The organism is Bacillus sp. MRMR6 (genome assembly GCF_001940785.1).
Taxonomy (GTDB): Bacteria; Bacillota; Bacilli; order Bacillales; family Cytobacillaceae; genus Neobacillus.
The window spans coordinates 84914-110073 of the sequence record NZ_MSLS01000010.1 but is presented as its reverse complement, the minus strand read 5'-3'; the positions used below and the strand labels follow the sequence as shown (position 1 = coordinate 110073).

Genomic DNA, 25160 nt, shown 5'->3' with positions numbered 1-25160 from the left:
ACCGTTAAAAATCATCAGCATAGCGGGATCTTCTATACTTTGCATTATGGCAGGCTTCGCAGGTTGGAAACGAGTGATCCCACGGAAGGTTCTTTCCACAGTTTTTGCATTTTTTGACGAATTTTTTGATGTCTGTTTTTAATTTGTCTTGGACCTTGTCACTCATTTCCTCACGTAGCCGCTCCCAATATGCGGCTTCCGTTCTTTCTCCTAAGCGATATAAAAAGAGCAGATGTAAACCGATCGCTTTATATGCTAATTCAAGATCTTCCAAACTTCGTTCCTTATATGGTGGCTCTGGGAGAGGATTTCCTTGTATAATCGCATACATCGTATCTTCCCATTGCCTAATCAGTGATTGTTCATTTTTAGAAAAAGGAAGATGCAAAAATCCATAAAGATCCATTAGTGGCAATCGCGCCTCAATTTCTGTTCCCGCAATTACATTATAAAGTGTCCGTTCCTCGGCCAGTGATGCTTTTTTGGTTCCTGGAGGGCTATCAAATTTTCCCCAAAGCTCGAAGAATGTACCTAAATCACGATAATAGCGTTGAAAGCGTTCAAACACTGAATTGGTCGGAGCAATCGCAAATGTATGAACAGGCTCATCCTCCTGTATTAACAAACGCTTCATCATTTTAATATCTTTAGTGAACGCTACTTTCCCGATATCATAAATTCCTTTTCGGCCTGCACGTCCTGCAATTTGTTTTACCTCCTGGGAAGTTAACAGCCTTCTTCTCGTGCCGTCAAATTTTTCATTCTCTAAGAACACAATCCTGCGAATTGGGAGATTTAAGCCCATCCCAATCGCATCCGTTGCAACGATGACCTTTGTTTTTCCTTCGTTAAACTGCTGAATTTGTTTCTTCCTCGTTTCAGGAGGCATACTGCCATAAATCATACTAACCGAATGGCCATCACTTTGAAGCCGGGAAGCTGTTTCAAGTACTCGACGTCTCGAAAAGCAGATTAAGGCATCCCCTCGTTTTGCATGTTTAATATGAAATTCTTTTGATTCGACCTCGAGTGGCGTATCACGGCTATACTCATGAATTTCAATATCTGACTCCCCTAAAAGCTGGAGCAGCATGGGCTTTGAATTTCTGCTGCCGATAATATGTACCTCATGTGCATTTGCTTTTGTAATGGCCTTATACCAGGAAAAGCCGCGGTCTTTATCGGTTATCATCTGGGCCTCGTCAATCACGATCACATCATAGGTTTCTTTCTCATGAAACATTTCAACCGTGCAGGAGATATGATTTGCATTTTCAACGATTTTTTCTTCTTCACCCGTTTTTAATGAGCAGAGAGTACCCTCATAATTTAACTTATCATAAACCTCAAGTGCTAATAATCGGAGTGGTGCGAGGTATAAACCACTCCTTGCTTCTTTCATTCGTTCTAACGCATGAAAGGTTTTACCCGTATTGGTTTCGCCTATATGAAGGACATAGCGGACTTGCCGCTCGACTCCTGGCCTGTATTCCTGACCAAAGATATCATCCATCATCCGAGCTTCTTCTGCTCTTTTCCTTTGCAGCTCAGCCTCTTCCTCTGCTTTTTTCCGTTCCCTTTCCGCCAAATCCCGTTCAAAAATATCATGATGAACTTGCGGGTCAAATGGAAGTTCAGCAATTTTTAACAAATCGCTCAAATATTCATCCTGTATATCCTCAATAAAATATCCTTCCACTTCATAAAGAAGCTGATCGATGCTGCCCTTCACAAAGGAAGCTGTTAATGGCTCATTGAAACTATTTAAAAACTCTTCTTTCCATTTCGCTGAAAGGTTTTCTAACACATGTTGAGGAATCAGTTCTGAAATATAATCTGCAATCAACCCCTCATATACGAAAAAGTATGTCTTGTATTCGAAATAATTTCTGCCCCATTGAAGAGTCTTATGAATATCACCTGTTAATTCTTCAAAAAATTTCCCCACTGTTGTATAGGAAGAGGGATTAAATTGACCCTGCTCAACTAATTTTTCTTCAAGTGCAAACGTATCGATATTTTGGAATTTCACATTATTCTTGATATCTGAGGCCAATTGTTTCGCCACAAAATGTCTGACAGATAAATATAATAGTCCGTAGTTTTCTTCAATCATACGGTTGGCCGCATGATCAATTTTCTTTCTCATCTTCATTTTTCCTTCTTCAAGGCGCGTTTGTTCTTCTCTTTTTATAAAAATTGCTTTTGCCTTGTGATATCTTTCTTCCCACAAAGCATCCTTCCCCTCAAATCTTTCCATTAGCCAATCCAAAACGTCAAAAGGCTGATAAACTCGCATTTCATCACGGAAGAGTTTATTAATCAATTTGCGGTCGATACCGTGTACTTCAAATCCTTTTTCACTTAAAAATAGCTTTTTCTCATTTTTGGGTACATCATTTGTCGATTTATTTAACCAAACATTGATCCAAATTTGTTCAAAATAATGCCTGCGTTCAGAAAGATATTCTTGGAAGGATGGGAGAGTTTCCATACCTTCAAAAAAACGATCAATGTCTTCATAGACCTTATTTTGTGTATGTTCTACAGCTAAGGGATAGATGGCTGTTAATTTATTCACAATTTCCCTCCTTTTCTATTTATTGTTAATTTTATTATAACAAAAAACAAGAAACCGAATAAACATTCGGTCCCGCTTAAATATTATTCTTTTCGCAGTATTGGTCTACCAATTCTTCGATTTGGTCTAGTTCTGGAAACTTACCAGAAAACCGAAACTGGATTTCTTCGAGAAATTCTTCTCTATTATAAACATGAATAGCCCCATTTTGCTGAATCACGCTGAATTCAGGTACAAACCGATATCCGTTCCGCTCAATTGCTCCCATAATGAGTCCCCTTTTTTTGTTTTTTTTAGTATAAGCAGAAATACTTTGATTAACCCAGGAAACCAAGCTTTCTGGTCCAAAAAAAATAGAGGAAAGTACAAACGTACTATCCTCTCCTTACTTTTAAGCTGTCGTATACATTTCCTTTTTATTAGACTCATGGCGTATCGTAGCCTGTGCCGCTGCTAACCTAGCAAGTGGTACTCGATAAGGTGAGCAGCTGACATAATCTAACCCTGTTTTGTAACAGAAATCAATGGAGGTTTTCTCTCCGCCGTGCTCGCCGCATATACCTGTTTTTAAGTCCGGCTTTGTTCCGCGGCCAAGACGAACTCCTTGTTCTACCAGCTTCCCAACACCTTCTTGGTCAAGTACTGCAAACGGGTTTTCAGGTAATACTTTATTTTCGATATATGCTTGAAGAAACTTACCTTCTGCATCATCACGGCTATAGCCAAAAGTGGTTTGGGTTAAGTCATTGGTCCCAAAGGAGAAGAAATCAGCTTCTTCGGCGATTTGATCTGCCGTTAATGCCGCACGTGGTATTTCAATCATGGTCCCAATGGTATAGTGAAACTCCTTACCTGTCTCTTCCTGAACTTTCTCGGCAGCATCAATAACCAATTGACGCATTTGCTTTAACTCATTTACGTGGCCTACGAGCGGTATCATAATTTCTGGCTGAACCTCAATCCCCTTATCAGAAAGCTTTGCAGCTGCATAAAATATGGCCTTTGCCTGCATTTCGTAAATTTCAGGGTGAATCATCCCTAAACGGCAGCCGCGGTGGCCAAGCATTGGATTGTACTCATCCAACTGGCGTACTTTCTTAAGCAGCAGTTCTTTCACCTTCAACTCCGGTGATGCTGGGTTTAAAATTTGTAATTTCGTTACTTCTACTAACAACTCTTCTTTATCCGGCAGAAATTCATGCAAAGGCGGGTCTAATAATCGAATCGTGACTGGGTACCCCTTCATCTCTTCAAAAATGCCTTCAAAGTCTTGTTGCTGCATTGGTAGCAGTTGATCAAGCGCTTCTTTCCGTTCACTATAGGATTCTGCTAAAATCATTTTTTGGACAGTTGGTATCCGCTTCAAATCCATAAACATATGTTCAGTCCGGCACAACCCGATCCCACCTGCACCAAATTCAAAGGCCTTCCTGGCATCTTCAGGGTTATCTGCATTAGCACGGACACCCATTTTACGCTCTTGGTCTGCCCACGCAAGTAATAGCTGAAATTCGTCTGATAACTCTGGTTCAATCATCGGGATCTCACCTAACATAATTTCACCTGTAGATCCATCAATGGTAATCACATCACCATATTTAACTAGTGTCTCTCCTACCGTAAATTGTTTTGCTTTTACATCGATTTTTAACGGTTCACACCCGCATATACAAGCTTTACCCATTCCGCGCGCGACCACCGCTGCGTGACTGGTCATTCCACCCCTGCTTGTAACAATGGCTTGCGCAGCAACAATTCCATGGATATCATCTGGCGTAGTTTCAGGACGGACTAGTATCACTTTTTTTCCTTCATTATTTAATTGTTCTGCTTCGTCTGCATCGAATACGACTTGACCTGTGGCCGCACCGGGAGAAGCAGGCAGCCCTTTTGCAAGGAGTGTGCGTTCATATTTGTCATCAATTCGACGGTGCAACAGTTGATTTAATTGGTCTGGATCTACACGCAGCAACGCGGTCTTTTTATCAATAATTCCTTCTTCAACCATTTCCACCGCAATCCGAATCGCTGCTTGGGCTGTTCTTTTTCCATTGCGGGTTTGAAGGATAAATAGTTTTCCTCGTTCTACAGTAAACTCAATATCTTGCATTTCCTGATAATGCTTCTCTAATCGCTTACAGGTCTCGGCAAATTGCTTGTATACAACCGGCATCTCATCTTTTAAAGTATGGATGGGCTGCGGAGTCCGAATACCTGCAACAACATCCTCACCCTGAGCATTGATTAAGTATTCGCCATATAGGATATGTTCTCCAGTTGAAGGGTTACGAGTAAAAGCAACACCGGTTCCTGAGTCATTCCCCATATTCCCAAACACCATACTTTGGATATTGACAGCGGTCCCTAGATGATCGGGAATTTTATTTAATCGGCGGTAAACAATTGCACGCTGGTTATTCCATGAATTAAAAACGGCATTGATCGCTAAGAAAAGCTGTTCTTTCGGATCCTGTGGAAATGCCTTTCTTGTATGCTTCTTTACAATCCCTTTATAGCCTTCAATGACTTCTTTCCAATCTTCCGCCGTCATTTCGGGATCGGTTGTATAGCCTTTTTCTTCTCGAGTTTCCTCTAATAATTGTTCAAAATAATATATATTAATATCAAGAACAACATTACTAAACATTTGGATAAAACGACGGTAAGAATCATAGGCAAACCTGTGATTATTCGTATGTGCTCCTAAACCTACAACGGTATCATCATTCATTCCAAGGTTTAAGATGGTATCCATCATCCCTGGCATAGAAAACACAGATCCTGAACGAACGGAAACAAGCAATGGATCAACCGGATCTCCCAGCTTTTTTCCCATTTTCTCCTCTAAATGGCTGAGTGCACCTAATACTTCACTTTCAACAAGAGAGGTGATTGTCTTTCCCGCTTCATAATAGGTGTTACAAGCATGCGTTGAAATCGTGAATCCATATGGAACTGGCAATCCAATCCGCGTCATCTCTGCTAAGTTTGCCCCTTTTCCTCCAAGCAGCTCCTTCATATTGCCATTACCTTCATGAAATAAATAAACGAATTTCTCCATTGGTTAAAAGCTCCTCTCTTTTTTTAACACCTCTAAAATTAAGCCCGCTGTCTCTTCTATTGCTTTATTTGAGACGTTGATGATCGGACAACCGACGCGCTTCATAATCTTTTCTGCATAATCTAGCTCCTCAAGAATACGTTCGAAGCTTGCATAGTTTGCTTTTGAGCCTAATCCTAATGCTTTCAGACGTTCTGTGCGGATTTCATTTAGTTTATTTGGTGAAATAATTAAGCCAATACAATTCTTTCTCGGTATCTGAAATAGCTCCTCCGGTGCTGGCACCTCCGGAACTAATGGTACGTTCGCTACCTTAAACCGTTTATGTGCCAAGTACATGGATAAGGGCGTTTTAGATGTTCTGGAGACACCGATTAAAACAATATCCGCCTTTAAGACCCCTCTAGGGTCGCGGCCGTCATCATATTTAACGGCAAACTCGATTGCTTCTATTTTTCTAAAATACTCTTCATCTAGCTTTCTCATTAAGCCTGGCCGATGATGTGGCTGTTTGTTAAAACTTGTCGAGAATGCATTCATCAAGGGAGTTAACAAATCGATCGCACTTATGTTTTCTTCCTGGGCCCTCTGGTCTAGGTAATTCTTTAATTCGGGTATGACAATCGTATAGGCAATAATCGATTTTCCTTCTTTTGCTAAGATGATCACATCTTCAATATCCTCAAAGTCTTCCACATACGAATTACGGCGAATCTCTACATTCCCACCATTAAATTGTGTAGCCACTGCTTTTACAACGAATTCAGCCGTTTCCCCAACTGAATCAGAAACCACATAGACAACTTCTTTTACTTCTAAAATGGCTGCCACTCTCCCTTAAATTGACTTTTAATCCATGATCTCTATATATGCTTTTGTTATCGTTGTTTTCGTAATTCGGCCAACAATCATATATGTATGGCTTTCTTTGTTAATTTCTTTCACCACTGGTAACGAATCAATGTGATTATTGATCATCTTTTTCGCTGCCTCAAGTAAGGTTTCGTCTGGGTAAATCGTAATTACATTTGGCATTCTTGTCATAATTACATTTACTGGTAATTCTTGGAGATCTTGATTACCAATCGCTGTTCTTAATAAATCCTTTCTCGATATAACCCCAGCTAAGTGATAGTGCTCATCTACGGCGTAAAGTGTCCCCACATCCTCTAAGAATAATTGAACGATTGCATCATAAACTGAAGTAGATTTCTCAACAACAATCGGATGTGCTTTGTAATCCTTTACCTTTTGGTGGAGGAACCTTTCAGCTTTCATCTTGGTTTCATAGTTATGATTAAAAAAATAGCCCACCCTTGGCCTGGCATCTAAATTCCCAGCCATCGTTAAAATCGCTAAATCTGGTCTTAATGCAGCCCTGGTTAAGGAAAGCTTCTCAGCGATTTGCTGCCCTGTTATCGGCCCGCCTTCTTTAACTATTTGAAGAATCTCAGCCTGACGCTTTGATAACTTAATCACATTCACCCCATTTATATCATAATTATGTACTATTTTTCGCAAAAATTTTAAATGTGCTATACTTATTTTTATTTAGTATATTACATTTGAGTGAAATGCGAAACAATTAATTTTACTTATTTTTGTCTAATTAGAAAACAAAAAAGAATTCCATCGTGTGACGGAACTCTTATTATTTTTGACAATTAGGACAGAAGAAGGTTTTTCGTGAAGAAATAGTCTCTTTCACAATTGTCGCTCCACATCTATGACAATTTTCTCCTTCACGATCATACACTAGGCAGAGCTTATTATATCCACCGGTTAATGTATCCCCATTATAAAAAGGATTATCCATGTATCCTCCGTGCTTAAGCGCACTTTGCAGAGCCTGCTGCACCGATTGATAGAGGATAGTACGCTCAGTTTTACTAATCTCTTCTATTTCCTTTTTTGGAAGGAGCCCTGCTTGGAAACAGATCTCATCCGAATAACAATTGCCAATACCTGCGATAAATTTCTGATCAAGCAGTTTTGTTTTTATCCTTCCCCTTCTGTTCCCTAGTAAATCTAAGAACTTTTGAAGTGTAAAATCCTGCTCAAGAGGCTCAGGCCCAAGATCCGATAGCTCTTGCTGAACATCCTTTTCATTATATAAATGAAGATATCCTAAGCGAAGCCCAATAAAATAAAGATGTTGATCTCCAAATGATAAACGCACCTGAATGGTCCGCTTTGGTTTATCTTCTTCACTGCCAAAATACATCCAACCGCCGAGCATTAAATGCAGCAATAGGACTTGACCGTTTTGTAGGTGAAAAAGCAAATGCTTAGCTCTTCGATTCACAGCCACGACCTTTTGATTTTCTACGGTGCGAATAAATAAATCCGGGTGAACATTAATGGATTTCTCACGATTGATCTCTACATCTGTGATGACTTGATTGGCTATCCTTTGGTTCAATAGTCCCCTGTAATTCTCCATTTCCGGAAGTTCAGGCATCTACTGCTTCCTCCCTTAAAATCGCTTTTTCCATATCATTTCCTAGAATACCGAGAAAAACGCAAAAAAACCGAACTCAGAAAGTTCGGTTTACATACATTCGTAAGCGGGTGATGGGAATCGAACCCACTACATCAGCTTGGAAGGCTGAGGTTTTACCAGTAAACTACACCCGCATTGCTCATGTCTTAAAATCACTATCAACAAGACAATAAATATTATACCGCTCAATATATTGAAAACGTAAAGATTGTTTCATGCACATAAATCATTTTCTCATTCTAGATTTTTAAGTTTTTCCAATAAAGCCCCTGATGTTTCTGCAGCAATAAATTTACCGTTAACAATAGCATAGGGAGATTGCTGACATTCTTTACATTTACTCTGACAATCATATTCTTTGAATTGAATATTTTTTTTATTTAGAAAGGCAGAATAATCAGATGCAAGCTCATCCGTTAAAAAACGATCTAGATTTTTCTCACAAACATCAATTTTGGTTGTTTTATTTCTTGAAAAAAACTTGGTAATAGATTTCACCATTTAAACATCCTTCATTGTTGATATATTCCCCTACATTATACCTAAACAATAGAGCATGCTTCCAATCATCTGTTTGTTCGCTTTATTGGGTTTTCTCTTATTAGTTTAGTTTGTGCCACTGTGAAACGAAACGAATACTCAACTAATTCCCTCCTTAAGCCATTTTCTAAAAGTATATCATACAAGACTACTCGGGTTATTGCTAATATCACTGTGAATAAATAATCCCTACAACCATTAAACAACAAATCCGTTACTAAAATTTATACCATGATATTTATAAGTAAAATGCACAATTTTTTGGACAAATACCGTTGCTAAGCCCCTCCACCACTCATATTATAAATGGACAAACTAATCAAATAAAAGGAGGAAAGTTCTTGGATATTAAAATTGTCAATGTCCCGTTTAGTGAAATCTCCTTTTTCTCGTCTCATTTAAAAAGTGCTGGGATGGATTACTATCGGGTCGAACAAACAACTTCATGGCTTGCAGCCAAAACAGGAAAAAAAATCGCTGGAATTATTGGGATAGAGACAGTTGGTAAGATCGCCCTTTTAAAGAGCGCATTCGTCCTAGAAGAATACAGAGGTAAGGGTATATTTGACCAACTTTTAAAAACAGCTTTAAAGCAAGCTATTGCGCTAGGTGCTTCGGAGGCAATCGGGTACTGTCTGCCTATGTCATTGAAAGGATTTATTAGGAATGGTTTTAAAGTTTCCTATCAATATAATGAAAGAGTGACTTGTGTTGTGAAAAAATTATATAAATTTAATAGGAGAGCAATTAGCAATGCGGAAAAAATAGCTAAAATTATTGATGGCGTCATTGTTTCAGGAGATCGGTATGCAGAATTTTTCGATGTGGTTAACCGCCCTGTCTTTGTTAAAAAACCCAACACATTAGTATTTCTTTATTACCTCGCTGACATTCGGATTGCAAGAAGATTAAATCGGTTTGAAAATTGTATCGTCGTTTATCAAGAAGGTTCCATGGTTGAGAACTTTCTGCCTCATCTCACCTATATTAAGGTGAGAGATATGTGGTCATCCTACTGGAAATTTATAGACTATTATCGTAGTTTATGGAATATTCCGCTTTTTGCCATAACTGGCACATGTGGCAAAACGACGACTAAGGAAATGATTAAACATATCTTAAGTTCACGGATGAACGTTCAAGCCACCTATTTAAGCAATAATACTACTCTCTCGCATTTAGAATACTTAGTAGGAATAACTGAGAGAACTGACGTCGCCGTGTTTGAAACTCCAGTAAGCGGACCTGGCCTACTAGCAGAAACCTGCCGCTTTTTCCGCCCTACGATTGGAATGATTACAAATATTGGAGTGGATCACTTATTATATTGCAAGACTCTTGATAATTATATTCAATCAAAAGGTGAAATTGTTAGGGGATTGAATTATGAAGGGACTCTTATTTTAAATAGTGATGATGATCGCATCAAAAAAATACCACTTAAAGATTACAAAGGAAAACTCATCTATTTTGGTATAGAAAATCAGGCAGATTTCGTTGCCACCGATATCCAATATACCAACGAGGGAATGCAATTTGTCGTTCAGTTTCAAGAACTGAGGGTTCCTGTAACAATAAATGAATTTGGCAGACATCAGGTATATAATGCATTGGGTGCAATTGCTGCTGTTTATCAAATCGGAGTATCCATAACGGAAGCAGCCAAAAGACTCTCAACCTTTCATAATATCCAATCTCATTTAGAAGTTTTTGAAAGCTTCAACGGTTCAATGATTATAGATGATACCTGGAGTTCAAACCCAACATCATTAGAAGTTGCGATTGAAGCATGGAATAACATCGGAAGTAAACGTCGAAAAGTAGCTCTATTAGGTGAAATGTCGCTGTTGGGAGATAAAGAGGTGGAAATACACCAAAGTGTTGGAAAACTAATCGCTGAAAATAACATAGATGTCCTAATCACATATGGTGAATTAGCAAAAGAAATTGCAACCGGCGCCAGAATGCATGGAATGAATGGGGTCATTCACACCTGTAATGATGCAGCCGAGGTAGAAAATTCAGTTTTGCCTTATTTAGATAATAAATCATCTGTCCTTCTCAAGGTCTCTATGTATGATAAATCAATCACGAGTCTAGTAACAAAATTAAAAAAAGGGCGTAAAAATCTTGGGAATTAGCATCACTTTAGTTAAGACGTTATCGCGGCGGGATGGTTCGTTCTGTTGGGGAGGGTAAATATACCATTGCCCCGCATGCTAAATTACAAATGGGATCGTACGGTAGAAGGAATTAAAGGCCTGGTGGAATTCAATCCAGACCCGGATCACGGATATGCAGTAGACTACATTAACCCCATCTACAGGTAAATACGTCCATTGGTAAAGTGGCCTGTCACCGCTCGAAACTTATTGCATTCGACAAGTGACGGCACCCTTTAGGTACAAAAGCAGAGAAGTAATAACTCTTAGAAGTAGTTTTAAAATACTCTGTAAAATCCTTTTTAGCTTTCCTCTATTCGATCGATAGAACCATTTTTCCCTTTGCTTTTTTACTCAATATTTGCTCATGTGCTTTTTCAGCATCACTTAGGGGCAGTTCATCTCCAACTATGGGTTTTAACATGCCAGCTTTCAAAAAGGATGCAACCCCCTCTAAGCTCTCCTTATACTCATGAGCTGGCGCATTCCAAAGTGCCATCCCGAGGATGTCCGCTTCTTTTATCATTGCCAATCTTGGATTTACCTCGATGCTGCCACGATTGCCAACAATAACAATACGTCCAAATGGGGCAATAATTTTCAAATCAGTTTCCAAATTTTCATTGGCCAATGACTCGATAATGACATCTGGACCCATACCGTTGGTCAAATAAAGAATCTCATTAAAGGAATTTTCTTTAATATGATTGAGTACGTAGGTAGCTCCCGCTGCTTCCACTAAAGCTTTTCCCTCCTTTGTACTGGCAGTTCCGATAACTGTAGCACCAATCCCTGCCGCTAGTTGAACGGCCAACAACCCAACACCGCCGCTGGCTCCATGAATCAACACGGTCTCCCCTGCTTTAATCTTTGCTCGATGAAAAAGAGCTCGGTAGGCAGCGAGCGCTGGAATACCTAGCCCTGCCCCCTGCTCGTATGTAACGGACTTTGGCAATAAATGGACAGCGTCTGCGTCACAAACTACTTTTTGTGAATACGTCCCAGTATTCCTCTTCGCAAGTAATGCAGCTACAAAAACCCTGTCTCCAGTTTTAAGATGCTCAACTCCCTCGCCAATTACCTCTACAATACCCGCCCCATCAAATCCAGGTGTATAGGGTAAAGTAGGAATATAAAAGGAATAAGTTCCAGTCCGAACATAAGCATCATTAGGATTGACACCTGCTGCATAAAGCCGTACACGAACTTCGTTAGAACCAGGAATCGGTTCTCCAATTTCGGTATAATTCAAAACACTTGGATCTCCAAATTGATCAATACGAATTGCTTTCATGTAAATACCCCCTTTCTACCAATTATAAATGTTATATGTCTAATTTAGAAAAATAAACTGGAAATTCTCTTAAAATTATCTCTATGCGGTGTATTCCGTTCGTTTGAATAGGATAGATTTATAATCAATAAAGATAGATTATAAATCTTTTTTTAAAATAAGAAGGAATCAGCAGTTAATAAGATAAAATTATTTCTCCAAGTTAACCCAGCAAACTTCCAATTTCGATAATAGAATTTCTCCTATACACTCAGGAAAAATAGATATAACAGAGATTTCAATAGAATTTGACGATGAAAAACGACCACTTTGTCAGAGGATTTTGGGACTATATCTGGAATATCACCTACTACAGGGAAAAACCCTAGATTTTTTCAGAAAGGTAGTGTTGAGAGTATGATATTTCCTAAGCAGCATCGAAAGGTTCCTGCACAAACCCAACAAGCCAATGGTGAAAAAACAAAGGATCCCGTCCGAAAGAGTCGCCCTAAGGTAAAGATCATGACGTTGTTGAAAATGACCGAACAAGTGAAGAAAGAGATTGAAAAACTAACGATCCAATGCCGATTTAACGCCAAAGAAGGTAATAGAGTCGCTAGTCAGATTCGAATACAAATCGAGGAAACGAAGAGAAAGGTTAGGGAATGTTCTCCTGCCGCATTACAATTCATTGGTCCAGGTGATCAGAATGCAACAACTTTAATGAAGAGAGGAGGGATAAGCATTTAACCATCAACAACCAAAATTAAATACAATATGTAGAAACTTATATAATTTATGAGTTTTATATATATTCGCTCTGCAGCCGCCCTCTGCAGAAAAAAGAGTGCTGCCGATAACGTGTCGGGAGTATTCTTTGTGCTTTGCTGTTAATTATTTATGATAATCAAGATCCTTCGCACATGCTATTTTAAAAGTTCCTGCCAACATTTTTTCCGAAAAATTCAGCTAAACCAGGATAAAGCAAAGGTAAGCAAGGGGACGGTTCTCATGATTCCTTCGTTTCGCTAAACGAAGGAATCATGAGAACCGTCCCCGTGTATTACCCTCTATTTACTTCAATCATATTTTTAAAGTCGTTGCCAGAAGGGTTTTGGAAGATATGCAGTCCAAATTCTGGTGCTACTGCAAATAGATGGTCAAAAATATCGGATTGTATCGTTTCATATATATCCCAGCTAGTATTATTGGTGAATGCATAAATTTCTAGCGGCATTCCATTTTCTGTCGGTGCCAGCTGTCTTACAAGCAAGGTCATTTCCTTACTGATTCCCGGGTGATGTTGAAGGTATTGATTGATATACATTCTGAACACACCGATATTAGTAAGAGCCCGGCCATTCACGCGGGTTTGTCGATCAATTCCATTCATAGCATTGTATTCGGCAATTTCACTCTCCTTAGTCGTGATATAGTCAGAAAGATAATGAATCGTTTTGAATTTCTCTATCATCTCTTCGCTACAAAACTTGATACTATTGGTGTCCATAAATATAGACCGCTTAATTCTTCGACCACCAGCAGACTGCATCCCTCTCCAGTTTTTAAAGGAGTCAGAAATAAGCGCATAACTTGGAATCATCGTTATCGTTTTATCAAAGTTCTGAACTTTTACGGTATTCAATGAGATATCAATAATATCTCCATCCGCTTCATATTTAGGCATTTCAATCCAGTCCCCCACACGCACCATATCATTGGCCGCTAACTGAATACCAGCTACAAGTCCTAACAGCGAATCTTTAAACACTAATAGCAGTACAGCTGATAGTGCACCAATTCCGCTGAGGAGAATAAACGGACTCTCCCCCATCAGGATGGCGATAACTACAATAGCTCCTAATGTAATAAAAATAATTTGAGCAACCTGGATATATCCCTTAATTGGCTTAGTCTTTGAAATATCGAAGGTTAAATAAATATCATTAAAGGCTTTTAAAAAGCTATTAAACACCATTAACCCAGCAATGATTAGATATATAATCGAAGCTTTTTCGATCAGATGTTGGTAGTTCGGAAAGGTTGGAGCAAAGAAATAAATAATAATCGCCGGTACAATGTGAGATAATCTGTGAAAAACCTTCCTTTCTAAAAGGACATTATCCCACGTGTATTTATTGTTAGTAATGATATGAGTAATGACTCTCAGTACCAACTTTTTCGTAATAAAATTAGCAATGATACAAATGATACCAATGAAAAGAATCATAATAATCACAGAAAGATAATCCGTTAAGACTGGATCAAAACCATATCCAAGAAGTTGTTTGTGAATGAGTTCCATCATTTTCCCTCCCTGTTTGTCATCATCCCTAGTTACTTTGTCAATGTTATATAAAAGCTGCTTTTCTCCATAATCCATATTCCAAACATATTCCCCTCAGTTTTCCACCTATTCCATACATTCATGTATCTTAAGAAGACCCAGAAGTCAAATAGGAGTTTGTTAAAATGATAATAAAGAGTTAACTACAAAACAAAAAACCAATACACTGAATATCTTCGGCATTGGTTTTTATATGTACTAAAGTTATATGTAAGTACCGGTGGTCGGGGTCGAACCGACACTCCTTGCGGAACACGATTTTGAGTCGTGCGCGTCTGCCAATTCCGCCACACCGGCATAATCTGGCAGGGGTAGTAGGAATTGAACCCACACCAAAGGTTTTGGAGACCTTCGTTCTACCTTTAAACTATACCCCTATGTAAATGGTGGAGGGGGACGGATTCGAACCGCCGAACCCTGAGGGAGCGGATTTACAGTCCGCCGCGTTTAGCCACTTCGCTACCCCTCCACATTGGAGAATTGAATTATTATATTATTTATGGAGGAGGAAGAGGGATTCGAACCCCCGCGCGGTTTGACCCGCCTGTCGGTTTTCAAGACCGATCCCTTCAGCCAGACTTGGGTATTCCTCCAGATAAAAGTGAGTAATTGGTAGCGGCGAAGGGAGTCGAACCCCCGACCTTTCGGGTATGAACCGAACGCTCTAGCCAGCTGAGCTACACCGCCAAATATATGAATTCTAATGGTCGGGAAGACAGGATTCGAACCTGCGACCCCTTGGTCCCAAACCAAGTGCTCTACCAAGCTGAGCTACTTCCCGAAATATGGCGCGCCCGAAAGGAGTCGAACCCATAACCTTCTGATCCGTAGTCAGACGCTCTATCCAATTGAGCTACGGGCGCAAATACTAAAATAAAATTATTAAATGGTGCCGAGGACCGGAATCGAACCGGTACGGTAGTCACCTACCGCAGGATTTTAAGTCCTGTGCGTCTGCCAGTTCCGCCACCCCGGCAACTCTCTGGAGCGGAAGACGGGATTCGAACCCGCGACCCCCACCTTGGCAAGGTGGTGTTCTACCACTGAACTACTTCCGCGTATATGGTGCGGGTGAAGGGAGTCGAACCCCCACGCCTTGCGGCGCCAGATCCTAAGTCTGGTGCGTCTGCCAATTCCGCCACACCCGCATATATTACTGATAGATTGCTATATTTCGTTACTGCCTTAGCAGCGACAAGATTTATAATACATCTTTTTTCTACAGAAAGCAACAGCTAATTTCAATGTATTTTTTTGGTAATACAGGAGAAAATATAAACACGATATTTTAGGTTAAAAGGAGATGATGATCCCTTGAGTCTACATTCGCAAAAGAAAGAGGAATACCTAACAATCATAAATCAAGATGAAAAAAATCAGTTAGAAAACTCTAGCAGCAATCAAAATTCTCCTGAGTTTGATGTTAGTGGCACCGCGCTAAACGGTCTTCATAGCCTATTTGACGATTGAGAAACCTAAGCATAAAAGAGAGTCATCTCTTTCATGCTTAGGTTTCTTTACAATTTCACTGCCTTTAAAATAATCGCTTCACCTTGAAAGGTAACGATTTGTCCATCTTCAACCATCACTCTGAATTTATCCTTTATTCTTTGGGTTGAGTTCAGGATAAACTTGGTCAGCTTTTCTTTTTCTTCAGTTGGAAGATTCATTCGATTACACCAAGGCACGAATCGAAAGGTTTTTGCAAACCGATGTGTTTCAATGAGTTCAAATCCTTCTCTTTCAAGCATCTGTATCCACTCTGTCTTCTTCCAAGCACGAAAATGGCTATAATCACGTATTTTTTCAATTTGATTATAAAATTGATCAAATTCATCGTCTTCTGGAACCACATTATCATCAAGTAAAAACTGACCATTTGCTTTCAGTACGCGATAAACCTCACTAACGAACCTATCCACATTAGGAAAATGATGTGGTGCGATCCGGCAGGTTACCATATCATAAGATTCATTATCAAAAGGAAGTTTTTCCGCATCAGCTTTTATAAAGCTAACATTCTCATGACCATTTCCTTTAATAAATCTTTCAGCCGCTGCCAGCATCTCTGGAGTAAGGTCAATGGCAGCAACCTTTGAAACTAATGGTGCAAATGCATTTGCCGTGTGACCTCCTCCGGTCGCAATATCCAGTAAGGTTTCCGTTCCGTTTATTGAGGCCATTTTAACCATCTGAGCCAAGTCTTTGCCATCTTTATGAATAGTACTAGAAACATAGGCAGACGCGCTTTTCCCAAACTGATTTTGAACATCACGTTTAATATCCATCTTTCCATCACCTCTTTACTTACTTTATAATAAAAGTGAAATAATGGAAATTACCAATTTATTATAAGCTTTGATAAGGAAAAGTTATTGAACACTTAATTCTAGGAGCACTGGGCAATGATCACTTCCCATGATATCGCAATGAATATCCGCTGTTACTAATTGATCTTTCAGTCTTTCTGAAACTATAAAATAATCAATCCGCCATCCAATATTTCGCTCCCGAACATTACGCATATAGCTCCACCAAGTGTAGGAACCTTCTTTTTCAGGGTAAAAATGACGATAGCTATCAATAAAACCATCGTTTAATAATGTTCTCATTTTCCCCCGTTCCTCTTCCGTGAAACCTGAATTACCCATATTGGATTTAGGATTGCGTAAATCAATCTCATGATGTGCCACATTTAAATCACCACAAAAAACAACAGGCTTTTTTTCATTCAACGCTTTAAGATGAGCCATAATACGGTCTTCCCAATCTAAACGATAAGATAATCTTGCCAGATCACGCTGGGAGTTTGGCGTATATACATTTACCAAGAAGTAGTTTTCAAACTCCAAAGTCAGTATTCTTCCTTCGTTCTCAGAAACATCTTCACCTACGCCATAACCAACAGAGATTGGTTCAACTTTAGTAAACACAGCCGTCCCTGAATATCCCTTTTTTTGCGCATAGTTCCAATATTGATGATAACCATCTAATTCCAGCTTTATTTGTCCTTCTTGTAATTTTGTTTCTTGAACACAAAAGATATCTGCATTTACCTCATGAAAATAATCTAAAAATCCTTTATTTACACAGGCCCTTAAGCCATTTACATTCCATGATACTAATTTCATTTTGAATCCTCTCCCTAGTTGCGATTCTTACTTTTAGAGGTTATTTTAGCATAAAACAAGGCGACATGCCGTCGCCTTGTTTTTATGGAACAAAATACTTTTCAGTTAACTTCTCTGCAAATAATTCAGAAGCAGGAACGATTTTTATGTTTCTTTTCTTAAATTCCTCCATGGATTGAAAAATCCCAACAGAACAGACTTTACCAGTCACTCCGACATGCCCGATTGCGATTCCTTTTCCATTTATTTCTGTTATTTTCGCTAGTTTAACCATTTGTTTTCTGACATGCGATGAGGAAGAGATATCATCAAGAAATACATCTCGCCTTAATAGAGGTACTCCTAGTTCCTTTGCAATTTGGGGAAATTTAGATTTGGGACTTGTTCCACTATCGATAAGATACAATTTTCTTTCCTTTGCTACTTCAACAATCGCTCTGACAACGTCCTCATCTTCTACTGCAAGTGAACCCATATGATTATTCATCCCTACTGCATAGGGAACACTTTTTAACGCTTCCTCCACCCTTTGTTTTACTTGCTTATGTGAAAGGTCCACGGTTATAGGTTTTGGCCCTAGCCATGAAGCTTTTCCCTTCTTAGGCTGCATCGGTAAATGGACAATGACCTCAAACCCATTCTTATGTGCCCATTCAGCATGATCCTTAGAGCTCTCCGTAAATGGCATAACAGCTGCTGTTATCGGAATATCTCCTTCCAAAAAGTCACGTACTCCCCCCGTACCGCCGCCAAAGTCATCAATAATAATGGATGCCTTTAACTGTTTCGGTTCTGATTGATTGGCTAATGCTGAAGTTTGAATAAGTAAAAACAGCAAGGGTATTAAAATCAAAGTAAACTTTTTCATGGCAACCCCCATAGTTATCTTTTGAATTTAATCTACCCTTGGGCTGTAGAATCATTCTTTAAAACCAATAAAAAAAGAGCCAACGAAAATTGGCTCTTTAATTCCTGCTATTCGTCTGATACTTCTACTTTCTCCATAACATCGCCATTTCTCATAGCTTTAGCAGCCTCAAGACCTGAAGTTACTTTACCGAAAACAGTGTGAACACCATTTAAATGTGGCTGTGGCTCATGAACGATGAAGAATTGGCTTCCTCCAGTATTTCTACCCGCATGTGCCATTGATAATGAACCTGGTACATGTTTGTGAGGGTTACCTTCCGTTTCACAATTGATTGTATAGCCGGGCCCGCCAGTTCCAGTGCCAGTTGGACACCCTCCTTGGCTTACAAAGCCAGGAATTACACGGTGAAAGTTCAAACCATTATAATAACCTTCTTTTGCTAACTTTTCAAAGTTTGCAACAGTACCTGGTGCTTCGTTAGGATATAATTCGAATTCGATTTTTTCTCCATTTTGCATTTGTATGTAACCTTTTTTAGCCATATTGAACATCTCCTTTATGTGAAAAATTCTTTTTTATCATACACTTTTCATCCATGAAAAGAAAGTTTGACACCTTAAATTTATTTATGGGATTATAATTTTCCTATCTTTGTGTTAAAATAAGATTACCCCTTCCGAACATTCGCTTGTTGCGGGACACTTAACCACTGTACGGACGGAAGGGGTACGTGATGTCGTGTTGAACGGCACCACAAAAGCCAAGACTTAGGTCTTGGCTTTTTTATATTCTTTATTGTTCCAGAGAAAAATCGTATAGCAAAACGCAAAAAGAATAAGGTACCAGAAAAAGGTATTTATATGCTGCCAATGATCGTTATGCTCAAAATATCCTAGTAATTCAAAAAATCTTTCAGCAACAGGCATGACTAGACTCAGAAACAGAATAATCCCAGCTCTCCCCCATTTGCTTACCTGTTGCATCAGATAGAGAAAAACAAAAATAAGAATTGGTAAGATACCAAAAGTAAAGACAATATTAATCGAAAATAACTCTGGGAACGGCCGATTTGGAAACATGTAAAGGTTTTTATCAATATGATATAAATCCAAAGCGGTACTCCCCAAACCAGCCAGCATTACCGCAGGAGTATATTCTTTAATCCAAGATCGTGATGACTTTCTTGGCCAAGGCTGCAAGTTCAAGTCTTTCAAGCGTTTTACAGTATTCATGTTTGATCTCCCCATTTATGGTATCAGACAGTTCATTCAGCTGATCAGCAACTCTCCAATCATTCAACCAATCACCCTTATCTGCTTCACGATGTTGAACATTTTTCCAAGCCGAAGGTAAGTCAGGGCTATATATTTTCCATGCACCTTTCTCTAGCTTACATGACTCAAGGCGAAGCTGATAAGCAAATCCAGGAATCCCCTCGTTGATATGGTTAAAGAGATGTGGCCAATAATCCTTTCTCGAGCCTGTATGCGGGTTTTCAGATGCCCAATTGACCACCTGCTTGAACACATCCTTTTTTTGAAAAAGGATCGTATATAACTTCTTTCCAATCAGAATCCTCTCATCTAAGGACTGAAATTGATGAACCGTTAAACCTGCAAGTTTTTGATTCTTATAAGGGAATAAGATTTGATTAAATGATAATAAGTCCTGTAACTGAAATTCAAATGTATYGATTACCTTATTCTTATAAGTTGAATTTTGGATTACTCTTTCTTCCAAATAGTTTTGTTCATTCATAATAAGTCCTACAGTTAAGATCGCCGAATCTTTTTTTTGCCAAAACTGCCCCCAAACAACYTCCATAAAACATGAAATATCCATAAAGGGAAGTAAATAAAAAAGTGGTTTATTCCTTTTCAAGCTTTCTTCATATAGTAACAACTGAGGATAGGCATCTTGAAAAATCAACCAATTGGCTCTTTCTAGAAAGGAGAAGAAAGCCTCCCTCTCGTTTCTTGAGAGTAGTCTTGAAAGAAATTCCCCTTTTAAATCTGTCATATTCCAGCCRCCATTACGAGAAACCATATGAGCTAAAAATGMCCAGTGTAATTCCGGGAGTTTTTGATATATTCTTAAATACGCCATTGTTCTAGTTAGGTTATTATCGTTAAGTCGGCTTGTTTCTTCTCTGATTTGTTTAAGAAGGTTTAATTCCGCCTTTGATAAGTTTTTCTTGTCAACATTTTTTTGTTGTTTTAACTTTCTTCTTAACTCGTTCTTAATAATTTCTGTGGATGTCTTCTCTCGATTCCGTTGAAAAAATATTATAAAGCACCTCCTCTCCTATTTTTGCAACCTATTATAGTTTATGAATGATATTTTTATTAGATGATGAGAAAACAAGAAAGAAAAGATAAATGCTTATAAAAAAAAATCGTCAGCTCTACGTGACGATTTACCAGAATTTATCTAATTTCCTTTAACTGACGATAAATTTCTACCATCTCATCAAGCTTCATTCTAACTAACCCGCTTGATGATGGGGCAACAAAGTCGATCGTACCAGGTACAACCGCTTCTCGTTGTCTGCCCCAGTCGACCTTCTTGATCCCGCTATACTCTTGATAAACACCTTTTCCTACAAAGCAGACAATCTTGGGCTTTAGTTTAACGATCTTTTTTCGCAAGCTTTCTTTGCCTTCTTTATACTCATCTTTTGTAATTTCATCTGCTGCTTTCGTAGGTCTATCGACTATATTGGTTATTCCCATTCCTAATTCTAGTAGCTGATGGTCTTCTGATGCATTAAACTTCCTAGGTGTTAATCCTGCCTCAAATAGTATCTTCCAAAATCGATTATTGGGATTAGCAAAATGATGTCCCATTTCGCTGGATCGAATACTAGGATTAAAGCCAACAAACAGGATATCTAGGTTCTCTTTTACATGGTCATTAACTGGTTTCATAATGTCCTCCTTGCATACACTCATATATTACACCAGGTTGCATTACTCCTCAATCTCTTTACTATTATAGGAAGTGATGATCGTTGCAAGTATACCAACGATTGATACAATTAATAGCGAATAGAGGAATCTAGGTTCTTGTAGTATTAACAAACTAGTTAAAATGAGAATTGTGTCCATGAAATATGCAATGATTCCGACATTAATCTTTGACCATTTTGCAAATAACAACGCTAGCAGGTCCATACCGCCCGGACTAATATGATGCCGTAACATGGTCCCGACACCTATCCCCACAATGATGCCGCCAATGACAACGCTGCTTATGATCGGCAACTGAAACACATTGCCTAATGGAGATAGAAAATTTATCATAAAACCAGAACAAAAAGCCCCTAGCACTCCGTATGTAAAAAAGGAAAACTCGACCTTTAAGGCAAGCAAGAACACAGGGATATTTAATAAAATAAAAACCATTCCAATATTTAGCTCCCAAAGATAGTTCAATAAAATACTAATACCAAACATTCCACCATTGATTAAGTGAAAAGGAAGAATAAATCCATTTATACCAATACCAATCATGGTACTTCCAAATCCAATTACGACTAATTTTTTTACCAATGTCCTCATCCCTTGTCCAAAAATCTATTTAATCACTTATATGTCTAAAACTCAGACTTCATTCATAAGGGATAGGATGGCAAAGAAAAAACAGAGCCTTATTTGACTCTGCTTAAGACCGATAACGTTCTTTTGGATATACCGATTGCTTTAACAAATGAAATAGTTAATGTTAGAAGAGGAAGTATCCATAAAAAAATCGCATATGGCAAATAATCTAAAATTGGCAGTCCCAAAATCGTACTACACATAATCGCGAGGACACTCCAAGGAACCATCCCAGGGAAGAGCATGGTAGTATCCCCCATCACTCTTGCTAATTCTTCTTTACTATACCTGCTTGACCAATGGGGGAGAAACGACCTTCCAGTTAAGATAATCGGAAGTGTTTGGTTGGCTGAAATCATACTAATGAGCAATGTTGCAACAAGTGTCTTTCCTGTATCTCCAACTAATGAACGTGAGGTGACTAACCACTTATCTAAATAAGGCTGAATCACATTTAATCTTTCTACCAAACCATTATAAGCTCCTGCTAAGGCAAGAAATAACAATAATTCATACATATTTTCCAGCCCGCCGCCAATTCCATCTATTCCCCGCCAAAAGGCAGCTGCCAAGCTTTGAACAGCCAACCCACTTATGAGTGATATGAATGATGCTGCTAATATACTAGAGATAAAAACGTAGGTAATTCTAATCTTTAAAATAACCATAAGAATTAAGACTAATGGTGGGACAACCTTGATTAGGGAGTTAGCATCCATTAGGAACGATTGGTGATCCCTTACCTGTTCCTGTGCTCCTGAAAAGAAATCAAAGCTTCCATAGATCAAGATGGAGAGTGAAACCGCTAAAATGGTCGTGAGAAGCATTGCCTTTCCTTGCCTTTTCACGGGCACTTCAAGCGTATGTGCTAATAATTGGTGGGCACTTGAAAACGGCGAAGTTCTATCCCCGACAAACGCCCCGGAAACTAATGCTCCTGCCACTATTTCTAATGGAAGATTTAAAAACATTGCAGTTCCTAGAATTGGTACCCCAACGGCACTTAAGGTTCCTACCGTTGTACCTAAAATCATGGAAAAAATCATCGCTATAATAAAAGATAAAACAAAAAAATGCTGTGGATTGATAATGGAAAGGGCTGCCTTAACCATTTGATCAATCGTACCAGATAGATACCACGAAGGCATCAGTAAACTAACGAGGAGGAGAATAATAATGACAATCCTCGTAGTAAAGACTCCCTGTAAACTAATATGTAAGATTTGGTGCCACTTAAGCCCTCGCTTGATAGCTAAATATACAAGAATCCCGTAACCTGGCAGGAACCCGATAACAAGTGGAATCTTAAAAACAACTGACCATAATATTCCTACTATAGTCACAAGCATAAGAAAAACGACTTGTCTTACTGAAAATTGATTCATTCGAAAACCACCTTTTTACACGATTCTATTATTATAATGAATTTGTAGATTTACGAAAAGCATTTATCCACAAAAATAGAGCCGTTCAATACGGCCCCATTGGATTACTCAATAGGTGTTATAGATATTTTCACACTCTTCACCAGTTGGCTGGTAAAAACAATGCAGTTTATAACGGGAAACGAAAGGCTGATTATACCATGTTGGCGGGCAATCACCTGGCGGGCGGAAATACCAAAGACTAAACTTTCCAGGCCAGAATCTTTCACCAGCTATTACTCTTCGTGCAAGACGTCTTTCACTTTCCCTTGCTCCTTGATAGAAATATCCTTTAGTTGTAGCTTCAAATGCTTTTGGCTGATAAATCATCTGTTCAATTGTCCGGAGCCCTTTAAAGTCGGAGCAATTCGCACGAATCCGGTTAATGCCGACATTGCCAACTAACAGCATTCCCATTTCTCCTTCACCTTCCGCCTCTGCCCTAAGTAATCTGGCTAAAAGGTCAATATCTGCAGACCTCGCTTTTACAACGGCCATCACGTCACCTCCAATGTGTGTTCACCTATATCATATTCGAGGGTGTAAGAGTGTTGACGATTAGGTTTTAGGGTAATAAATATAACCTACTGGAAATTTTCCAGCAGGTCAGTGTGGGCCTATTTAGCTCTTTAATATGTCTTCAATCATGTTTAATTCTTCGTCTGTAAAAGAAAGATTATCTAAGGCTGCAATGTTCTCTTCAATTTGACTGACACGGCTCGCCCCAATCAAAGCAGAAGTTACTTTCCCCTCACGAAGCACCCATGCTAAAGCCATTTGTGCTAAGCTTTGTCCGCGATTACCAGCAAGTTCATTCAATCTCTTTACCCGGCTAACTACTGCTTCCGTAACCATTTCGGATTGCAAAAAGCCGGTCGGACTTGCCGCCCTTGATTCGGCAGGAATACCAGATAAATATTTATTTGTTAATAACCCCTGTGCTAATGGAGTAAAGGCGATAGAACCTACACCATTCTTCTGCAGCACATCTTGCAGTCCGTTTTCAACCCAACGATTGAACATATTATAACTAGGCTGGTGAATCATAAGCGGGGTGCCTAACCTATTTAAAATTGAAATCGCTTCTGATGTTTGCTCTGCACTATAGTTTGATATCCCAACGTACAAAGCTTTTCCTTGGCGAACAATGGAATCTAGTGCTCCCATCGTCTCTTCCATAGGGGTGTTAGGGTCTGGGCGGTGCGAATAGAAAATATCGACATAATCAAGTCCCATCCGCTTTAAGCTTTGATCTAGACTTGCGATTAGATATTTCCTTGACCCCCAGTCGCCGTAAGGCCCCGGCCACATATGATAACCTGCTTTGGATGAGATAATCATTTCATCTCGGTAAGGCGCAAAGTCAGTCTTTAATATTTGACCAAACATTTCTTCAGCCGAACCAGCAGGGGGCCCATAATTGTTTGCCAAGTCAAAATGTGTTATTCCTAGGTCAAATGCTCTCCTAAGCATAGCACGGCCATTCTCATAAGAATCCACGCCGCCAAAATTATGCCATAAACCAAGTGAAATCGCAGGAAGCTGCAGCCCAGACCTGCCGCTTCGATTGTATTTCATCTTGTCATATCGAGTTGAATCTGCTTGATATACCATACCTACTCCTCCTTTATATGTACAATATTATTTATACACCAATTTGGAAAGGCT

At 39.1% G+C, this 25160-nt stretch carries 23 protein-coding genes and 11 tRNA genes; 3 read left to right on the top strand and 31 right to left on the bottom strand.

Features of this window, described 5'->3' with window-relative positions:
- Window positions 1–4: 4 nt before the first annotated feature.
- From BTR25_RS12195 to BTR25_RS12160, 8 genes are all read right to left on the bottom strand, one after another.
- Window positions 5–2581, bottom strand: coding sequence for a DEAD/DEAH box helicase (locus tag BTR25_RS12195; RefSeq protein ID WP_075688335.1), 2577 nt, complete (start codon window positions 2579–2581; stop codon window positions 5–7).
- 76 nt (window positions 2582–2657) lie between these two features.
- Window positions 2658–2849: a YbxH family protein gene (locus BTR25_RS12190; RefSeq protein WP_075688334.1), complete on the bottom strand. Its 192-nt coding sequence runs from the start codon at window positions 2847–2849 to the stop codon at window positions 2658–2660.
- A 123-nt stretch (window positions 2850–2972) separates the two neighbouring features.
- Complete coding sequence (gene ppdK / locus BTR25_RS12185) at window positions 2973–5642, bottom strand: pyruvate, phosphate dikinase (RefSeq protein WP_075688333.1); 2670 nt, start codon at window positions 5640–5642, stop codon at window positions 2973–2975.
- Between the two features lie 3 nt (window positions 5643–5645).
- Entirely contained in the window at window positions 5646–6473 is an 828-nt protein-coding gene (locus BTR25_RS12180; protein WP_254842693.1) for a pyruvate, water dikinase regulatory protein, read from the bottom strand.
- Window positions 6474–6491: 18 nt separating this feature from the next.
- Complete coding sequence (gene ccpN / locus BTR25_RS12175) at window positions 6492–7127, bottom strand: transcriptional regulator CcpN (protein ID WP_075688332.1); 636 nt, start codon at window positions 7125–7127, stop codon at window positions 6492–6494.
- A gap of 166 nt (window positions 7128–7293) precedes the next feature.
- Window positions 7294–8103 (bottom strand): bifunctional DNA-formamidopyrimidine glycosylase/DNA-(apurinic or apyrimidinic site) lyase, encoded by an 810-nt coding sequence (mutM, locus tag BTR25_RS12170; RefSeq protein WP_075688331.1) that lies wholly within the window; start codon window positions 8101–8103, stop codon window positions 7294–7296.
- Window positions 8104–8208: 105 nt separating this feature from the next.
- A tRNA-Gly gene (locus BTR25_RS12165) sits at window positions 8209–8279 on the bottom strand.
- A 100-nt stretch (window positions 8280–8379) separates the two neighbouring features.
- Window positions 8380–8646, bottom strand: a complete 267-nt coding sequence (locus tag BTR25_RS12160) for a DUF1450 domain-containing protein (protein ID WP_175596765.1) — start codon at window positions 8644–8646, stop codon at window positions 8380–8382.
- A 380-nt stretch (window positions 8647–9026) separates the two neighbouring features.
- Between BTR25_RS12160 and BTR25_RS12150 the strand changes: the two genes are divergently transcribed.
- Window positions 9027–10826, top strand: coding sequence for a GNAT family N-acetyltransferase (locus BTR25_RS12150; protein ID WP_083652346.1), 1800 nt, complete (start codon window positions 9027–9029; stop codon window positions 10824–10826).
- A gap of 334 nt (window positions 10827–11160) precedes the next feature.
- On the opposite strand, the gene BTR25_RS12145 is transcribed toward BTR25_RS12150, so the two are convergent.
- Window positions 11161–12141 carry an NADPH:quinone reductase gene (locus tag BTR25_RS12145; protein ID WP_075688330.1) on the bottom strand — a complete coding sequence of 327 codons (981 nt, stop codon included), beginning with the start codon at window positions 12139–12141 and terminating at the stop codon, window positions 11161–11163.
- Window positions 12142–12537: 396 nt separating this feature from the next.
- Here BTR25_RS12145 and BTR25_RS12140 point away from each other — a divergent pair, with 396 nt between their 5' ends.
- Window positions 12538–12870, top strand: coding sequence for a hypothetical protein (locus BTR25_RS12140; protein WP_075688329.1), 333 nt, complete (start codon window positions 12538–12540; stop codon window positions 12868–12870).
- A 313-nt stretch (window positions 12871–13183) separates the two neighbouring features.
- Here BTR25_RS12140 and BTR25_RS12135 read toward each other — a convergent pair whose 3' ends face one another.
- From BTR25_RS12135 to BTR25_RS12085, 11 genes are all read right to left on the bottom strand, one after another.
- On the bottom strand, window positions 13184–14425 hold the full coding sequence (locus tag BTR25_RS12135; protein ID WP_075688365.1) for a mechanosensitive ion channel family protein: 1242 nt from the start codon (window positions 14423–14425) through the stop codon (window positions 13184–13186).
- Window positions 14426–14682: 257 nt separating this feature from the next.
- Window positions 14683–14764: transfer RNA gene (locus BTR25_RS12130), tRNA-Leu, on the bottom strand.
- Between the two features lie 6 nt (window positions 14765–14770).
- Window positions 14771–14844 (bottom strand) — tRNA-Trp (locus BTR25_RS12125).
- Window positions 14845–14851: 7 nt separating this feature from the next.
- Window positions 14852–14936 (bottom strand) — tRNA-Tyr (locus BTR25_RS12120).
- 31 nt (window positions 14937–14967) lie between these two features.
- Window positions 14968–15060 (bottom strand) — tRNA-Ser (locus BTR25_RS12115).
- A gap of 17 nt (window positions 15061–15077) precedes the next feature.
- A tRNA-Met gene (locus BTR25_RS12110) sits at window positions 15078–15154 on the bottom strand.
- 17 nt (window positions 15155–15171) lie between these two features.
- Window positions 15172–15248 (bottom strand) — tRNA-Pro (locus BTR25_RS12105).
- A gap of 5 nt (window positions 15249–15253) precedes the next feature.
- Window positions 15254–15330, bottom strand: a tRNA-Arg gene (locus BTR25_RS12100).
- Between the two features lie 24 nt (window positions 15331–15354).
- Window positions 15355–15443 (bottom strand) — tRNA-Leu (locus BTR25_RS12095).
- Between the two features lie 7 nt (window positions 15444–15450).
- Window positions 15451–15525, bottom strand: a tRNA-Gly gene (locus tag BTR25_RS12090).
- 5 nt (window positions 15526–15530) lie between these two features.
- Window positions 15531–15615, bottom strand: a tRNA-Leu gene (locus BTR25_RS12085).
- A 166-nt stretch (window positions 15616–15781) separates the two neighbouring features.
- On the opposite strand from BTR25_RS12085, the gene BTR25_RS27575 reads away from it, so the two are divergent.
- The gene (locus BTR25_RS27575) at window positions 15782–15937 is read left to right on the top strand and encodes a hypothetical protein (RefSeq protein ID WP_175596764.1); all 156 of its coding nucleotides are present in this window, start codon (window positions 15782–15784) and stop codon (window positions 15935–15937) included.
- 47 nt (window positions 15938–15984) lie between these two features.
- Here the strand turns inward: BTR25_RS27575 and BTR25_RS12080 are convergent, their stop codons facing one another.
- From BTR25_RS12080 to mgrA, 11 genes are all read right to left on the bottom strand, one after another.
- Window positions 15985–16755, bottom strand: a complete 771-nt coding sequence (locus BTR25_RS12080) for a class I SAM-dependent methyltransferase (protein ID WP_075688328.1) — start codon at window positions 16753–16755, stop codon at window positions 15985–15987.
- 84 nt (window positions 16756–16839) lie between these two features.
- On the bottom strand, window positions 16840–17598 hold the full coding sequence (locus BTR25_RS12075; RefSeq protein ID WP_075688327.1) for an exodeoxyribonuclease III: 759 nt from the start codon (window positions 17596–17598) through the stop codon (window positions 16840–16842).
- Window positions 17599–17680: 82 nt separating this feature from the next.
- Window positions 17681–18466, bottom strand: coding sequence for a divergent polysaccharide deacetylase family protein (locus BTR25_RS12070; protein ID WP_075688326.1), 786 nt, complete (start codon window positions 18464–18466; stop codon window positions 17681–17683).
- Window positions 18467–18573: 107 nt separating this feature from the next.
- Entirely contained in the window at window positions 18574–19011 is a 438-nt protein-coding gene (locus tag BTR25_RS12065) for a peptidylprolyl isomerase (protein WP_075688325.1), read from the bottom strand.
- 225 nt (window positions 19012–19236) lie between these two features.
- A complete protein-coding gene (locus BTR25_RS12060) occupies window positions 19237–19701 on the bottom strand; it encodes a CBO0543 family protein (protein ID WP_075688324.1) in 465 nt (154 codons plus the stop codon).
- Window positions 19628–20623 (bottom strand): DUF2515 domain-containing protein, encoded by a 996-nt coding sequence (locus BTR25_RS12055; RefSeq protein WP_483295255.1) that lies wholly within the window; start codon window positions 20621–20623, stop codon window positions 19628–19630. The genes BTR25_RS12060 and BTR25_RS12055 overlap by 74 nt, the downstream gene beginning before the upstream one ends.
- Before the next feature lie 272 nt (window positions 20624–20895).
- A complete protein-coding gene (gene mug / locus BTR25_RS12050; RefSeq protein ID WP_075688322.1) occupies window positions 20896–21396 on the bottom strand; it encodes a G/U mismatch-specific DNA glycosylase in 501 nt (166 codons plus the stop codon).
- A gap of 42 nt (window positions 21397–21438) precedes the next feature.
- Window positions 21439–22020, bottom strand: a complete 582-nt coding sequence (locus tag BTR25_RS12045; protein WP_075688321.1) for a YitT family protein — start codon at window positions 22018–22020, stop codon at window positions 21439–21441.
- Between the two features lie 98 nt (window positions 22021–22118).
- The gene (locus BTR25_RS12040; RefSeq protein WP_083652345.1) at window positions 22119–23453 is read right to left on the bottom strand and encodes a Na+/H+ antiporter NhaC family protein; all 1335 of its coding nucleotides are present in this window, start codon (window positions 23451–23453) and stop codon (window positions 22119–22121) included.
- Window positions 23454–23561: 108 nt separating this feature from the next.
- Window positions 23562–23990 (bottom strand): cell wall hydrolase, encoded by a 429-nt coding sequence (locus BTR25_RS12035; protein WP_075688320.1) that lies wholly within the window; start codon window positions 23988–23990, stop codon window positions 23562–23564.
- 123 nt (window positions 23991–24113) lie between these two features.
- A complete protein-coding gene (gene mgrA, locus BTR25_RS12030) occupies window positions 24114–25106 on the bottom strand; it encodes an L-glyceraldehyde 3-phosphate reductase (RefSeq protein WP_075688319.1) in 993 nt (330 codons plus the stop codon).
- Window positions 25107–25160 lie beyond the last annotated feature (54 nt).

What these genes read in the sequence shown, in the direction of transcription:
- BTR25_RS12190 (WP_075688334.1), bottom strand. Translation starts at nt 2,849, where the DNA reads ATGGGAGCAATTGAGCGGAACGGATATCGGTTTGTACCTGAATTCAGC.
- ppdK (WP_075688333.1), bottom strand. Translation starts at nt 5,642, where the DNA reads ATGGAGAAATTCGTTTATTTATTTCATGAAGGTAATGGCAATATGAAG.
- mutM (WP_075688331.1), bottom strand. Translation starts at nt 8,103, where the DNA reads ATGCCTGAACTTCCGGAAATGGAGAATTACAGGGGACTATTGAACCAA.
- BTR25_RS12160 (WP_175596765.1), bottom strand. Translation starts at nt 8,646, where the DNA reads ATGGTGAAATCTATTACCAAGTTTTTTTCAAGAAATAAAACAACCAAA.
- BTR25_RS12145 (WP_075688330.1), bottom strand. Translation starts at nt 12,141, where the DNA reads ATGAAAGCAATTCGTATTGATCAATTTGGAGATCCAAGTGTTTTGAAT.
- BTR25_RS12140 (WP_075688329.1), top strand. Translation starts at nt 12,538, where the DNA reads ATGATATTTCCTAAGCAGCATCGAAAGGTTCCTGCACAAACCCAACAA.
- BTR25_RS12135 (WP_075688365.1), bottom strand. Translation starts at nt 14,425, where the DNA reads ATGGAACTCATTCACAAACAACTTCTTGGATATGGTTTTGATCCAGTC.
- BTR25_RS12080 (WP_075688328.1), bottom strand. Translation starts at nt 16,755, where the DNA reads ATGGATATTAAACGTGATGTTCAAAATCAGTTTGGGAAAAGCGCGTCT.
- BTR25_RS12075 (WP_075688327.1), bottom strand. Translation starts at nt 17,598, where the DNA reads ATGAAATTAGTATCATGGAATGTAAATGGCTTAAGGGCCTGTGTAAAT.
- BTR25_RS12070 (WP_075688326.1), bottom strand. Translation starts at nt 18,466, where the DNA reads ATGAAAAAGTTTACTTTGATTTTAATACCCTTGCTGTTTTTACTTATT.
- BTR25_RS12065 (WP_075688325.1), bottom strand. Translation starts at nt 19,011, where the DNA reads ATGGCTAAAAAAGGTTACATACAAATGCAAAATGGAGAAAAAATCGAA.
- BTR25_RS12060 (WP_075688324.1), bottom strand. Translation starts at nt 19,701, where the DNA reads ATGAATACTGTAAAACGCTTGAAAGACTTGAACTTGCAGCCTTGGCCA.
- mug (WP_075688322.1), bottom strand. Translation starts at nt 21,396, where the DNA reads ATGAAACCAGTTAATGACCATGTAAAAGAGAACCTAGATATCCTGTTT.
- BTR25_RS12040 (WP_083652345.1), bottom strand. Translation starts at nt 23,453, where the DNA reads ATGAATCAATTTTCAGTAAGACAAGTCGTTTTTCTTATGCTTGTGACT.
- BTR25_RS12035 (WP_075688320.1), bottom strand. Translation starts at nt 23,990, where the DNA reads ATGGCCGTTGTAAAAGCGAGGTCTGCAGATATTGACCTTTTAGCCAGA.
- mgrA (WP_075688319.1), bottom strand. Translation starts at nt 25,106, where the DNA reads ATGGTATATCAAGCAGATTCAACTCGATATGACAAGATGAAATACAAT.